General features: G+C 61.0%; 10 protein-coding genes, 2 tRNA genes and 2 rRNA genes. 10 read left to right on the top strand and 4 right to left on the bottom strand.

The window, feature by feature from the left end; translation table 11 throughout:
* Positions 1 to 57: 57 nt before the first annotated feature.
* From infA to trxB, 4 genes are all read right to left on the bottom strand, one after another.
* Entirely contained in the window at positions 58 to 276 is a 219-nt protein-coding gene (gene infA / locus KRX52_RS00070) for a translation initiation factor IF-1 (RefSeq protein WP_002553999.1), read from the bottom strand.
* 99 nt (positions 277 to 375) lie between these two features.
* Positions 376 to 1083, bottom strand: a complete 708-nt coding sequence (locus tag KRX52_RS00065; RefSeq protein WP_217679034.1) for an arginyltransferase — start codon at positions 1081 to 1083, stop codon at positions 376 to 378.
* Between the two features lie 52 nt (positions 1084 to 1135).
* Positions 1136 to 1825, bottom strand: coding sequence for a leucyl/phenylalanyl-tRNA--protein transferase (gene aat / locus KRX52_RS00060; protein ID WP_217679032.1), 690 nt, complete (start codon positions 1823 to 1825; stop codon positions 1136 to 1138).
* Positions 1826 to 1834: 9 nt separating this feature from the next.
* On the bottom strand, positions 1835 to 2782 hold the full coding sequence (gene trxB, locus KRX52_RS00055) for a thioredoxin-disulfide reductase (RefSeq protein ID WP_217679030.1): 948 nt from the start codon (positions 2780 to 2782) through the stop codon (positions 1835 to 1837).
* A 212-nt stretch (positions 2783 to 2994) separates the two neighbouring features.
* On the opposite strand from trxB, the gene KRX52_RS00050 reads away from it, so the two are divergent.
* From KRX52_RS00050 to KRX52_RS00005, 10 genes are all read left to right on the top strand, one after another.
* Positions 2995 to 5640 (top strand): DNA translocase FtsK, encoded by a 2646-nt coding sequence (locus KRX52_RS00050; protein WP_217679028.1) that lies wholly within the window; start codon positions 2995 to 2997, stop codon positions 5638 to 5640.
* A gap of 10 nt (positions 5641 to 5650) precedes the next feature.
* Positions 5651 to 6280 carry an outer membrane lipoprotein periplasmic chaperone LolA gene (gene lolA / locus KRX52_RS00045; protein ID WP_217679026.1) on the top strand — a complete coding sequence of 210 codons (630 nt, stop codon included), beginning with the start codon at positions 5651 to 5653 and terminating at the stop codon, positions 6278 to 6280.
* A gap of 20 nt (positions 6281 to 6300) precedes the next feature.
* The gene (locus KRX52_RS00040) at positions 6301 to 7626 is read left to right on the top strand and encodes a replication-associated recombination protein A (protein WP_217679024.1); all 1326 of its coding nucleotides are present in this window, start codon (positions 6301 to 6303) and stop codon (positions 7624 to 7626) included.
* Positions 7623 to 7997 (top strand): fluoride efflux transporter CrcB, encoded by a 375-nt coding sequence (gene crcB, locus KRX52_RS00035; RefSeq protein ID WP_217679022.1) that lies wholly within the window; start codon positions 7623 to 7625, stop codon positions 7995 to 7997. Before KRX52_RS00040 ends, crcB begins: the two co-directional genes overlap by 4 nt.
* 16 nt (positions 7998 to 8013) lie before the next feature.
* Positions 8014 to 9294: a serine--tRNA ligase gene (gene serS / locus KRX52_RS00030; protein ID WP_217679020.1), complete on the top strand. Its 1281-nt coding sequence runs from the start codon at positions 8014 to 8016 to the stop codon at positions 9292 to 9294.
* 108 nt (positions 9295 to 9402) lie between these two features.
* Positions 9403 to 10794: a siroheme synthase CysG gene (gene cysG, locus KRX52_RS00025; protein WP_217679018.1), complete on the top strand. Its 1392-nt coding sequence runs from the start codon at positions 9403 to 9405 to the stop codon at positions 10792 to 10794.
* 355 nt (positions 10795 to 11149) lie between these two features.
* A 16S ribosomal RNA gene (locus KRX52_RS00020) occupies positions 11150 to 12686 on the top strand.
* 66 nt (positions 12687 to 12752) lie between these two features.
* Positions 12753 to 12829, top strand: a tRNA-Ile gene (locus tag KRX52_RS00015).
* A gap of 32 nt (positions 12830 to 12861) precedes the next feature.
* Positions 12862 to 12937 (top strand) — tRNA-Ala (locus tag KRX52_RS00010).
* 257 nt (positions 12938 to 13194) lie between these two features.
* Positions 13195 to 13405: ribosomal RNA gene (locus KRX52_RS00005) — 23S ribosomal RNA — on the top strand; the annotation flags it as partial.

Genomic DNA, 13405 nt, shown 5'->3' with positions numbered 1-13405 from the left:
ATAAAAACGACAACGCCCGGCAATGCCGGGCGTTGTCGTTTCATGACCTTGCGTCGCTCAGCGAGCGCGGTAGGTGATGCGACCCTTGCTCAGGTCGTAGGGCGTCAGTTCCACGCGGACCTTGTCGCCGGTCAGGATACGGATGTAGTTCTTGCGCATCTTGCCGGAGATGTGCGCGGTGACGACGTGCCCGTTTTCCAACTCCACGCGGAACATGGTGTTGGGTAGGGTGTCGACGACAGTGCCTTCCATTTCGAAGCTGTCTTCTTTCGACATGCAGTAAAGCCCTCAATTACCTAAGGATGGCCCGATTGATGTACTCGGGCAAAATCGCCGGGCATTGTGCCCGAAAACCCCCGTCGCAGCCAAGTGGCCTCAGTCGAGGGTCACCCAGTGCTGGTTCACGTACAGCTCTAGCGGACGATACTCGCTCTTGTAGCTCATCTTGCGGCAGGTGCGGATCCAGTAGCCGAGATAGACGGCTGGCAGTGCTCGACGGGATGCTTCGGCGACCTGCCAGAGAATCGCCAGGCGACCGAGGCTGCGCCGTTCCTCAAGGGGGTCGAAGAAGGTATAGACCGCGGAAAGGCCGTTGGGTAGGACGTCGGTCACGGCGACGGCCAGCAGGCGTCCCTGCAGGCGAAACTCGAAGAACACGCAGAACGGCAGGTCACTCACCAGGAAGGTGGTGAACTGTTCGCGACTGGGTGGGTACATGTCGCCGTCTGCATGGCGCTGCTCGATATAACGTGCGTAGAGGTCGTAATACTCCTCGCGAAATTCCGGACGAACGGCGTGTACGCTGAGGTCCCGATTGCGCTTGAGGATGCGTTTCTGCTGCTGGCTGGCCTGAAAGCTGGCGGTCGGAATGCGTGCCGGAAGGCAGGCCTGGCAATGCTGGCAATGGGGGCGGTACAGATGTTCGCCGCTGCGCCGGAAGCCCAGTTCCGACAGGCCGGCATACATGCCGGCATCGAACGGGTGGCGCGGATCGAGAAACAGGGTGGTTGCCTGCTGTCCGGAGAGGTAACTGCAGTCGTGCGGCTGGGTCGCATAGAACTTCAGATGGGCCAGTTCGGTCATGACGTAACCCCTGGTAGTGCAGGTCGAACGAGATTGCCTTTATCAGTGTAAGTCACCCCGGGGTGCTCGCCCAGGGTGTCGGGCCGGACTGATCAAGATAGCGCTCGAGGTGGTCGGCAAAGTCGGCACGGGGTATCTCGCGGGCGCCGAAGCTGGACAGGTGCTGGGTGTGCATCTGGCAGTCGATCAGCGCGAAGCCGCATTCGCGGAGCTGTTCGACCAGCGTGACGAAGCCGATCTTCGAGGCGTTGTCCGTGCGGCTGAACATCGATTCGCCGAAAAACAGGCGTCCCATGGCCAGTCCGTAGAGGCCGCCGACCAGCTGGCCTTCCTGCCAGACTTCTACCGAGTGGGCGATGCCGCGGCGATGCAGTTCCAGGTAGGCGGCCTGCATCGCTCGAGTGATCCAGGTGCCTTCAGCATAGCTGCGTGGTGCGGCGCAGGCGTGAATCACCGCGGGAAAGTCGCGATCAAAACTGACCTCGAAGCGTCCCTGCCGCATCAGCTTGCGCAGGCTGTGCGAGACGTGCAGCTCTGCCGGGAACAGGACCATGCGTGGGTTGGGCGACCACCAGAGGATGGGCTGCCCTTCCTGGAACCAGGGAAAGCAGCCGTGGCGGTAGGCGCTGATCAGACGCTCGGGGCTGAGATCGCCGCCTGCGGCGAGCAGACCGTCCGGCTCGCGCAGGGCCTGCTCCAGTGGGGGGAACTGCAGGGAGTCGCGTGCCAGCCAGTTGAGCATGCTGTGGGATTACTGCTCGAGGAAGCGTTCGGCGTCGAGTGCCGCCATGCAGCCGGCGCCGGCGGAGGTGATGGCTTGGCGGTAGACGTGGTCGGCCACGTCGCCGGCGGCAAATACACCTTCGATGCTGGTGGCTGTGGCATTGCCTTCGCCGCCGCCCTTCACTTTCAGGTAGCCGTCGTGCATTGCCAGCTGGCCGGTGAACAGCTCGGTGTTGGGCTTGTGGCCGATGGCGATGAATACGCCGGTCAGCGGCAGCTCCTGAGTGGCGCCGTTGTTCACGTCCTTGAGGCGCACGCCGGTCACGCCGCTGGCGTCGCCGAGCACTTCGTCGAGGGCCTGGTTCCAGTGCAGGCGGATATTGCCGGTCGCGGCCTTTTCCAGCAGCTTGTCCTGGAGGATCTTTTCGGCGCGCAGCTTGTCGCGGCGGTGGATCAGGTGGACTTCCCGGGCGATGTTGGACAGGTACAGAGCTTCCTCGACCGCGGTGTTGCCGCCGCCGATCACGCAGACCACTTGGTTGCGGTAGAAGAAACCATCGCAGGTGGCGCAGGCGGATACACCCCTGCCCATGAAGGCTTCTTCGGAGGGTAGGCCGAGGTACTGGGCAGAAGCGCCAGTGGCGATGATCAGGGCATCGCAGGTAAAGGTGCCGCTGTCGCCCTTGAGCACGAACGGGCGCTGTTGCAACTCGGCGGTGTGGATGTGGTCAAAGACTATCTCGGTGGCAAAGCGTTCGGCATGCTCGCGCATGCGCTCCATCAACGCCGGTCCGGTGAGTCCTTCGACGTCGCCGGGCCAGTTGTCGACCTCGGTGGTGGTGGTCAGCTGGCCGCCAGCCTGCAGGCCAGTGATCAGCAGCGGCTTGAGGTTGGCGCGCGCAGCGTAGACGGCAGCCGTGTAGCCGGCCGGGCCGGAACCGAGGATGATCAGCCGCGAATGCTTGCCGTCACTCATAAAACACCCCATAAGTCTTTGTCACGAAAGAGAATGCATGCTCCAATTGGGCTGCCATGCGGTCAATGCGGAGCATGCTACACCCCTCTGGCTGGGGCGGCAAAACCCGGCGTTGACGGCCTTCATGGCATCCTCTGGGTAAAGTCTTACAATAGTCTCTGATTTTTTCTCTACCGATTTCGAGCGCCGGACTAGCGCAGGAAAAACACGTTTTGAAGAGCTCTGCCAATACCGCCAAAGCCGATGCCTTGCGCCAGCAGCTGCACTACCGTCTGAAGGAAGCGGCGCTGATTGCGCTGGGGGCGTTGTGCATCTATTTCTGGATGGCTCTGTTGAGCTACTCCCCGATGGATCCAGGCATCGATGTCTCCACCAGTGCGGGCCAGGTGCAGAATGCGGCCGGGCGGGTAGGGGCCTGGGTGGCCAGTTTCTTCCTGTTCGGCTTCGGCTATTCGGCCTACCTGCTGCCGCTGCTGATGGGTATCAAGGTTCTCGAGCTGTTCCGTACGCGCCATGAGCCGTTCCGCTGGAATGGCTGGCTGTTTTCCTGGCGGATCATCGGCCTGTTCTTCCTGCTGATCTCGACCGCTGCATTGGCCTCCATCCAGTTCCAGGCGCTGGAAATGAATCCGCAGGCGCCGGCAGGTGGGATTCTTGGCAAGAGCCTCGGTGAGTGGGCCGAGGATGCCTTGAATGTGCAGGGCAGCACGCTGATGTTCATCGCGCTGTTCCTCTTCGGTCTGACCGTGTTCACCGATCTGTCGTGGTTCCGTGTCATGGACCTCACCGGCAAGATCACCCTTGACCTGTTCGAGCTGATCCAGGGGGCCGGCCACCGCTGGTGGGCAGGCCGCCAGACGCATCGTCAGCTGAAGCTGAAGTTGCGGGAGTCTGACGAGGCGGTCGAGCCCGCGGCGGAACCTGTAGCAGGACAGCCGCGCGCCACAGTCAGTGCTCCGGCTGCGAAGGCGGCGGTGGCGCGCGGTGCGCCGGCCGCTCCCGTCGCCAGGGCAGTGCTGGCAGGCGTCACGTCAGTATCGGTGCGCCCGCCCGCGGCTGCCGCTGAGCGCATCGAGCCCGTGGTCGACCTCTCGGTCGTTGATGACGAGCCAGAGCCGATGCCGCCGCAGCCGGTCGAGGCCAAACCGATGCTCGCTGCCATTGCTGAGGCGGTGACGGACGCATTGAGTGCGGTGACGCCGGCACGGCCAGGTCCTGAGCGCGAGGAGGTCCGCACGGAGATCGAGCCTGCAGTCCCTTGGGCAGAGCAGCGCACGGTGGTCGAGGTCAAGCCTGCAGAGGTCCGGCGCCCGATCGAGCCGCCCAAGCCGGTGGTGCACTACATTGATGACGCTGTGGCGGGCACCCTGCCGCCGCTGTCCCTGCTCGATCCGCCGCAGGTCAAGCCCACCAGCTTCTCGCCGGAGTCTCTGGAAAGCATGTCCCGGCTGCTGGAGATCAAACTCAAGGAGTTCGGTGTCGAGGTCCAGGTGGTCGACGCCCATCCGGGGCCGGTCATCACCCGTTTCGAGATCCAGCCGGCGGCCGGTATCAAGGTCAGCCGCATTACCAATCTGGCCAAGGATCTGGCGCGCTCGCTGGCGGTGATCAGTGTGCGGGTGGTCGAGGTGATTCCCGGCAAGACCACCGTGGGCATCGAGATTCCCAACGAGAATCGCCAGATCGTGCGCTTCTCCGAAGTGCTGTCGACCCCTGAGTACGAGGAAGCCCAGTCGCCGGTGACCATCGCGCTCGGTCACGATATCGGCGGTCGTCCGGTGACTGCCGATCTGGCGAAGATGCCGCACCTGCTGGTAGCGGGCACCACCGGCTCGGGCAAGTCGGTTGGCGTCAACGCGATGTTGCTGTCGATCCTGTACAAGTCGACGCCCGATCAGGTGCGGCTGATCATGATCGACCCGAAGATGCTCGAGTTGTCGATCTACGAGGGTATTCCGCATCTGCTCTGCCCGGTAGTGACGGACATGAAGGAGGCGGCCAACGCCCTGCGCTGGAGCGTGGCCGAGATGGACCGTCGCTACCGGCTGATGGCGGCCATGGGCGTGCGCAACCTGGCTGGCTTCAATCGCAAGATCAAGGATGCTGAGGAGGCGGGGGCGCCACTGACCGACCCACTGTTCCGCCGCGAGAGTCCGGACGACGAAGTGCCGCTGCTCAAGGCGCTACCGACCATCGTGGTGGTGGTCGACGAATTTGCCGACATGATCATGATCGTCGGCAAGAAGGTCGAGGAGCTGATCGCCCGCATCGCGCAGAAGGCGCGTGCCGCGGGCATCCACCTGATCCTCGCCACCCAGCGCCCGTCGGTGGACGTGATCACCGGCCTGATCAAGGCTAACATCCCCACGCGCATCGCCTTCCAGGTGTCGAGCAAGATCGATTCGCGCACCATCCTCGACCAGGGTGGCGCCGAACAGCTGCTTGGCCACGGCGACATGCTCTACCTGCCGCCGGGCAGCGGCCTGCCGATTCGCGTACACGGCGCCTTCGTCTCCGACGACGAGGTGCACCGCAGCGTGGATGCCTGGAAACAGCGCGGCGCGCCGGACTACATCCAGGACATCCTCGCCGGAGCCGATGAGGGCGGCGGCGGATCCTACGATTCAACCGGGGGCGACAGTGGTGAAGGCAGCGAGGAAGACCCGCTGTACGACGAGGCGGTACGCTTCGTCACCGAAAGCCGCCGGGCATCGATCTCTGCGGTGCAGCGCAAACTGAAGATCGGCTACAACCGTGCCGCACGGATGATCGAGGCTATGGAAATGGCCGGCGTGGTTACTTCCATGAATACCAATGGCTCGCGCGAAGTGATCGCGCCGACGCCAGTTCGAGACTGAGCGAGGTTCTATGCGTCTGATTCGTGTGCTGTTGCTGGCTGCTCTGACCATGACCGGGCTGGCTGCCCATGCTGCCGGGGACGAGCAGTCCGTGCAGCGTCTGACCGAGTTACTGGGCAAGGCACAGACCCTGAGCGGGCGCTTTTCCCAGCTGACTTTGGATGGCTCCGGCACCCAGCTGCAGGAGGCCAGTGGCGAGATGGCGCTCAAGCGGCCGGGCCTGTTGCGCTGGCATACCGATGCGCCGATGGAGCAGTTGCTGGTTTCCAATGGCGAGAAGGTCTGGCTGTACGATCCGGACTTGCAGCAGGTCACCATCCAGCCGCTCGATCAGCGCATGAGTCATACCCCGGCGCTGCTGCTGTCCGGAGATGTGTCGAAGATCCGCGAGAACTTCACCATCACCCACAAGGAAGGCGGCAGTGTGGTCGACTTCATCCTCAAGCCCAAGGCCAAGGACACCCTGTTCGATACCCTGCGGCTGTCGTTTCGTAACGGGGTGATCAACGACATGCAGCTGATCGACAGCATCGGCCAGCGCACCAACATCCTGTTCCTTGGCGTGAAGCTGAACCAGCCGCTGGACAATAGCCAGTTCACCTTCAAGGTGCCGGAAGGCGCCGACATCATCCAGGAGTGAGGGAGTAGAGCCCTGTCGCCATGAGTCTGTTCCGTAGCGAACCCGTTGCCCAGCCGCTGGCCGCGCGCATGCGTCCGACCCGGCTGGATGACTATGTCGGCCAGGAGCATGTGCTCGGGCACGGCAAGCCGCTGCGCGAGGCGCTGGAGCAGGGGGCGCTGCACTCGATGATCTTCTGGGGGCCGCCGGGGGTGGGCAAGACCACTTTGGCGCGTCTGCTGGCCGAGATCGGCGATGCCCATTTCGAGACCATTTCCGCGGTGCTGGCCGGGGTCAAGGAGATTCGCCAGGCGGTCGAAGTGGCCAAGCAGCAGGCGGCGCAGTACGGCCGCCGCACCATCCTGTTCGTCGACGAGGTGCACCGCTTCAACAAGGCGCAGCAGGATGCCTTCCTGCCCTATGTCGAGGACGGAACGCTGATCTTCATCGGTGCGACCACCGAAAACCCCTCCTTCGAGCTGAACAATGCGCTGCTCTCAAGGGCGCGCGTCTATGTGCTGAAGAGCCTCGACGAGGCGGCGCTGCGCCAGTTGCTGGCGCGAGCCCTGAGCGAGGAGCGCGGGCTCGGCAAGCGTCGTCTGACCATCAGCGAGGAGGCCTGCAGTCTGCTGCTGGCGGCAGCAGACGGTGATGGCCGGCGGCTGCTCAATTTCCTGGAGAATGCCGCCGACCTGGTGGAGGACGGCGAAGAGATCGGTGTCAGCCTGCTGGAGAACCTGCTGGGCGACAGCCGACGGCGCTTTGATAAGGGTGGCGAGGCCTTCTACGACCAGATCAGCGCGCTGCACAAGTCGGTGCGTGGTTCCAATCCGGATGCCGCCCTGTACTGGTTCGCACGCATGCTCGACGGCGGCTGCGATCCGCTGTACCTCGCGCGCCGCGTGGTGCGCATGGCCAGCGAGGATATCGGCAATGCCGACCCGCGGGCGCTCAACCTGTGTCTGGCCGCGTGGGAGGTGCAGGAGCGTCTCGGCAGTCCGGAGGGCGAGCTGGCGATCGCTCAAGCGATCGTTTATCTGGCCTGCGCGCCGAAGAGCAATGCGGTGTACATGGGCTTTAAGGCGGCGATGCGCGATGCCGCGGCCCATGGCTCGCTGGAGGTGCCGCTGCACCTGCGCAATGCGCCGACCAAGCTGATGAAGACGCTGGGCTACGGCGACGAATACCGCTATGCCCACGATGAGCCGGAGGCCTACGCGGCTGGCGAGGATTACTTCCCCGAGGGGCTGGAGCCACAGCGCTACTATCAGCCAGTGCCGCGGGGGCTGGAGCTGAAAATCCGCGAAAAGCTTGAGCATCTGGCTGCTCTCGATCGCAGCAGCGCGCGGCGGCGGAGAAAGTCATGATCGCCCTGTTTGTCGCCGTTGCCATGGGGGGGGCGGCGGGCACCGTGCTGCGCTTTGTCACCAGCAACTGGATCAATGCCCACTGGCCACAGCATTTCTACACCGCCACCCTGGCGGTAAATCTTGTCGGCTGCCTGCTGATCGGTTATCTCTACGGGATGTTTTTGATCCGTCCGGAAGTGCCGCTGTTGCTGCGCGCCGGGCTGATCGTCGGCTTTCTCGGTGGCCTGACCACCTTTTCATCTTTCTCCCTCGACACGCTGCGCCTGCTGGAAAGCGGCCAAGCACCGCTGGCGCTCATTTATGCGACTGCCAGCGTGCTGGGCGGCTTGCTCGCGACGTGGGCGGGGCTGTCTTTAACCAAACTCTGATTGACGAGAATTATCCATGCTCGACTCCAAACTGGTTCGTGGCCAACCGCAGGAAGTGGCGCAGCGTCTGGCTACCCGCGGTTTTCAACTGGATGTGGCGCGTCTCGAGGCGCTGGAAAGCCGGCGCAAGGAAACCCAGACCCGTACCGAGCAGCTGCAGGCTGAGCGTAATGCTCGCTCCAAGAGCATCGGCCAGGCCAAGCAGCGTGGCGAAGACATCGCGCCCTTGATGGCCGATGTCGAGCGCATGGGCGGCGAGCTGGCAGCGGGCAAGCAGGAGCTGGAGTCGATCCAGGCCGAGCTGGATGCACTGCTGCTGACCATCCCCAACTTGCCGCACGAGTCGGTGCCGGTCGGTGGCGGTGAGGAGGAGAACGTCGAAGTGAGTCGCTGGGGAATCCCGCGCGAGTTCGACTTCGAGATCAAGGACCACGTTGCCCTTGGCGAGCAGCACGGCTGGCTCGACTTCGAGACTGCGGCCAAACTCTCCGGTGCGCGTTTCGCGCTGATGCGCGGCCCGATCGCCCGCCTGCATCGCGCCCTGGCGCAGTTCATGCTCAACCTGCATGTCGGTGAGCACGGTTACGAGGAGGCCTATACGCCTTATCTGGTTCAGGCGCCGGCGCTGCTGGGGACTGGTCAGCTGCCGAAGTTCGAGGAAGATCTATTCAAGATCAGCCGGGAGGGCGAGGCTGACTTCTACCTGATTCCCACAGCGGAAGTGTCGCTGACCAACATCGTCTCCGGCGAGATCCTCGAGGCCAAGCAGCTGCCGCTGAAATTCGTCGCCCACACCCCGTGTTTCCGCAGCGAAGCCGGGGCTTCTGGTCGTGACACCCGCGGCATGATTCGTCAGCACCAGTTCGACAAGGTCGAAATGGTACAGATCGTCGAGCCGGCGAAGTCCTTCGAGGCCCTCGAGGCACTGACCGGTCATGCCGAAAAGGTGCTACAGCTGCTCGAGCTGCCGTATCGCAAGCTGGCTCTGTGCACGGGCGATATGGGGTTCGGTGCGACCAAGACTTACGATCTAGAGGTCTGGGTGCCGAGTCAGGACAAGTACCGCGAGATTTCTTCCTGCTCCAACTGCGGCGACTTCCAGGCGCGTCGCATGCAGGCGCGCTGGCGCAATCCGGAGACTGGCAAGCCGGAGCTGGTGCATACACTGAACGGTTCCGGCCTGGCGGTCGGCCGTACTCTGGTGGCAGTACTGGAAAACTATCAGCAGGCTGATGGCTCCATTCGTGTGCCAGAGGTGCTCAAGCCGTATATGGGTGGGCTCGAGATTATCGGCTGACCGGGCCGGCAATCCACCGAGGGCTTGTCGCAGGCAAGCCCAATCCGCGCGATGACGGTTGCCCCGTCACCCTGCCACCAACAACGTGGCGACTGTAAGAGGCTTGCGATGGACTTTCTTCCTCTCTTTCACAATCTGCGTGGCCGCCGGGTGTTGGTGGTCGGCGGAGGTGAGATCGCTTTGCGCAAGGCGAGGTTGCTGGCCGAGGCGGGGGCCACTCTTCGCGTGGTGGCACCGAGGATCGAGCCTGGCCTGCGCAGCCTGGTGGAGCAGGGCGGCGGCGAGCTGATCCGGCGCGGCTATCAGGAGGCCGATCTGTACGGCTGCGTGCTGGTGATTGCGGCTACCGATGATGATCAGCTCAATGCCCAGGTGTCCCGCGATGCCTATGCCTGCAATCTGCCGGTCAATGTGGTGGATGCACCGCAACTTTGCAGTGTGATTTTCCCAGCCATCGTCGACCGCTCGCCGCTGATGGTGGCGGTTTCCAGTGGTGGCGATGCGCCGGTGTTGACCCGTCTGATGCGTGCCCGTCTGGAGACGTTGATTCCATCGGCTTACGGTCGCCTGGCTGGGTTGGCGCAGAAGTTCCGTGGTGCGGTAAAGCAGCGCTTCGCTGATGTGCAGCAACGCCGGGTGTTCTGGGAAGAGGTTTTCCAGGGCCCGGTCGCGGAGCAAGTGTTGGCTGGTCGCGAGGCGGAAGCTGAGCGCTTGCTGGCCGACAAGCTGGCAGGCGGTCATGAGCGCGAGCTGGGCGAGGTTTATCTGGTTGGTGCGGGTCCGGGCGATCCGGATCTGCTCACTTTTCGAGCCCTGCGCCTGATGCAGCAGGCTGACGTGGTGCTTTATGACCGCCTGGTTGCTCCGGCGATCGTCGACATGTGCCGACGCGATGCCGAGCGCATCTATGTCGGCAAGCGCCGCAGCGAGCATGCTCTGCCGCAAGAGCAGATCAACCAACAGTTGGTGGTGCTGGCCAAGCAGGGCAAGCGGGTGCTGCGCCTGAAGGGCGGGGATCCATTCATCTTCGGTCGTGGTGGTGAGGAGATTGAGGAGTTGGCTGCGGAAGGGATCCCATTCCAAGTGGTGCCCGGTATTACCGCTGCCTCCGGTTGTTCGGCCTATGCAGGCATTCCTTTGACCCACCGCGATTACGCGCAATCGGTGCGCTTTGTTACCGGGCACCTGAAGGACAATAGCTGCAATCTGCCATGGAGCGATCTTGTTGCGCCGGGGCAGACCCTGGTGTTCTACATGGGGCTGGTTGGCCTGCCGCTCATCTGTGAGCAGTTGATCCGTCACGGCTGTGCGGCGGATATGCCGGCAGCCCTGGTGCAGCAGGGAACCACGCCCAGCCAGCGAGTGTTCACCGGTACCCTGGCTGATCTGCCGCAGTTGGTGGCTCAGCACGAAGTACATGCACCGACACTGGTGATAGTGGGGGAGGTGGTCCGGTTGCGAGACAAGCTGGCCTGGTTCGAGGGTGCAAGCCAAGCATGAAAGTCGATGTTTTCGAGAAGGTGTTGACAGCGTTTTTAAAGGCTGTATTATTCGCCACCTCGCTGCAGCAGCCTCCGGGTTGAAGCTAGCGCAAGTGGTTGAAACGAAAAGAAATTTTCACGAAACGCTTGACAGGTTGTAAGGCTGCTGTAGAATTCGCGGCCTCGGTTGAGACGAAACACTGACTCGGTCGAAACGCTCTTTAACAAGTTGAATCAAGCAATTCGTGTGGGTGCTTGTGAGATAAGACTGACAGTCGCAAGATTATCAGCGTCACAAGTAGTCTCGTGAATTCATGAGTTTATTTGCGATTGCTGAGCCAAGTTTAGGGTTTTCTCAAAACCCGCAATGATGTGAACTGAAGAGTTTGATCATGGCTCAGATTGAACGCTGGCGGCAGGCCTAACACATGCAAGTCGAGCGGATGAGGGGTGCTTGCACTCCGATTCAGCGGCGGACGGGTGAGTAATGCCTAGGAATCTGCCTGGTAGTGGGGGACAACGTTTCGAAAGGAACGCTAATACCGCATACGTCCTACGGGAGAAAGCAGGGGACCTTCGGGCCTTGCGCTATCAGATGAGCCTAGGTCGGATTAGCTAGTTGGTGGGGTAAAGGCTCACCAAGGCGACGATCCGTAACTGGTCTGAGAGGATGATCAGTCACACTGGAACTGAGACACGGTCCAGACTCCTACGGGAGGCAGCAGTGGGGAATATTGGACAATGGGCGAAAGCCTGATCCAGCCATGCCGCGTGTGTGAAGAAGGTCTTCGGATTGTAAAGCACTTTAAGTTGGGAGGAAGGGCATTAACCTAATACGTTAGTGTTTTGACGTTACCGACAGAATAAGCACCGGCTAACTTCGTGCCAGCAGCCGCGGTAATACGAAGGGTGCAAGCGTTAATCGGAATTACTGGGCGTAAAGCGCGCGTAGGTGGTTCAGCAAGTTGGATGTGAAAGCCCCGGGCTCAACCTGGGAACTGCATCCAAAACTACTGAGCTAGAGTATGGTAGAGGGTGGTGGAATTTCCTGTGTAGCGGTGAAATGCGTAGATATAGGAAGGAACACCAGTGGCGAAGGCGACCACCTGGACTGATACTGACACTGAGGTGCGAAAGCGTGGGGAGCAAACAGGATTAGATACCCTGGTAGTCCACGCCGTAAACGATGTCAACTAGTTGTTGGGTTCCTTGAGAACTTAGTAACGAAGCTAACGCGATAAGTTGACCGCCTGGGGAGTACGGCCGCAAGGTTAAAACTCAAATGAATTGACGGGGGCCCGCACAAGCGGTGGAGCATGTGGTTTAATTCGAAGCAACGCGAAGAACCTTACCTGGCCTTGACATGCTGAGAACTTTCCAGAGATGGATTGGTGCCTTCGGGAACTCAGACACAGGTGCTGCATGGCTGTCGTCAGCTCGTGTCGTGAGATGTTGGGTTAAGTCCCGTAACGAGCGCAACCCTTGTCCTTAGTTACCAGCACGTTATGGTGGGCACTCTAAGGAGACTGCCGGTGACAAACCGGAGGAAGGTGGGGATGACGTCAAGTCATCATGGCCCTTACGGCCAGGGCTACACACGTGCTACAATGGTCGGTACAGAGGGTTGCCAAGCCGCGAGGCGGAGCTAATCTCACAAAACCGATCGTAGTCCGGATCGCAGTCTGCAACTCGACTGCGTGAAGTCGGAATCGCTAGTAATCGTGAATCAGAATGTCACGGTGAATACGTTCCCGGGCCTTGTACACACCGCCCGTCACACCATGGGAGTGGGTTGCTCCAGAAGTAGCTAGTCTAACCTTCGGGGGGACGGTTACCACGGAGTGATTCATGACTGGGGTGAAGTCGTAACAAGGTAGCCGTAGGGGAACCTGCGGCTGGATCACCTCCTTAATCGAAGACTTCAGCTTCCTCATAAGTTCCCACACGAATTGCTTGATTCACTGATGAAAGGCGATTGGGTCTGTAGCTCAGTTGGTTAGAGCGCACCCCTGATAAGGGTGAGGTCGGCAGTTCGAATCTGCCCAGACCCACCAATTGTCGTGGTGCGCAGGCCGGTCAAATTGATGGGGCCATAGCTCAGCTGGGAGAGCGCCTGCTTTGCACGCAGGAGGTCAGGAGTTCGATCCTCCTTGGCTCCACCACTCCCCCATGAAAATCGCCGAAAGCTCAGAAATGAGTGTTTGCCTCCAGCTGCCGTCCGGCGGTGGCGAGGATGAAACATTGATTTCTGGTCTTTGTATCAGACTGTTCTTTAAAAATTTGGGTATGTGATAGAAGTAGACTGATTGATTGTTTTCACTGGCAATCGATCAAGTCAAGGTAAATTTGCGAGTTCAAGCGCAAGTTTTCGGCGAATGTCGTATTTACACGAATATAACCAGATTGCTTGGGGTTATATGGTCAAGTGAATAAGCGCATACGGTGGATGCCTTGGCAGTCAGAGGCGATGAAAGACGTGGTAGCCTGCGAAAAGCTTCGGGGAGTCGGCAAACAGACTTTGATCCGGAGATCTCTGAATGGGGAAACCCACCTACCATAAGGTAGGTATCTTGTACTGAATACATAGGTGCAAGAGGCGAACCAGGGGAACTGAAACATCTAAGTACCCT

Origin of the sequence: Geopseudomonas aromaticivorans (assembly GCF_019097855.1) — a bacterium.
In the GTDB taxonomy this organism is placed as follows: Bacteria; Pseudomonadota; Gammaproteobacteria; order Pseudomonadales; family Pseudomonadaceae; genus Geopseudomonas; species Geopseudomonas aromaticivorans.
This window is presented reverse-complemented; position numbering and strand designations above follow the sequence as displayed.

Bases quoted from the DNA above. Each gene is read 5' to 3' on its own strand.
- serS (WP_217679020.1), top strand. From the start codon at position 8,014: ATGCTCGACTCCAAACTGGTTCGTGGCCAACCGCAGGAAGTGGCGCAG.
- KRX52_RS00040 (WP_217679024.1), top strand. From the start codon at position 6,301: ATGAGTCTGTTCCGTAGCGAACCCGTTGCCCAGCCGCTGGCCGCGCGC.
- cysG (WP_217679018.1), top strand. From the start codon at position 9,403: ATGGACTTTCTTCCTCTCTTTCACAATCTGCGTGGCCGCCGGGTGTTG.
- aat (WP_217679032.1), bottom strand. From the start codon at position 1,825: ATGCTCAACTGGCTGGCACGCGACTCCCTGCAGTTCCCCCCACTGGAG.
- KRX52_RS00065 (WP_217679034.1), bottom strand. From the start codon at position 1,083: ATGACCGAACTGGCCCATCTGAAGTTCTATGCGACCCAGCCGCACGAC.
- infA (WP_002553999.1), bottom strand. From the start codon at position 276: ATGTCGAAAGAAGACAGCTTCGAAATGGAAGGCACTGTCGTCGACACC.
- lolA (WP_217679026.1), top strand. From the start codon at position 5,651: ATGCGTCTGATTCGTGTGCTGTTGCTGGCTGCTCTGACCATGACCGGG.
- trxB (WP_217679030.1), bottom strand. From the start codon at position 2,782: ATGAGTGACGGCAAGCATTCGCGGCTGATCATCCTCGGTTCCGGCCCG.
- crcB (WP_217679022.1), top strand. From the start codon at position 7,623: ATGATCGCCCTGTTTGTCGCCGTTGCCATGGGGGGGGCGGCGGGCACC.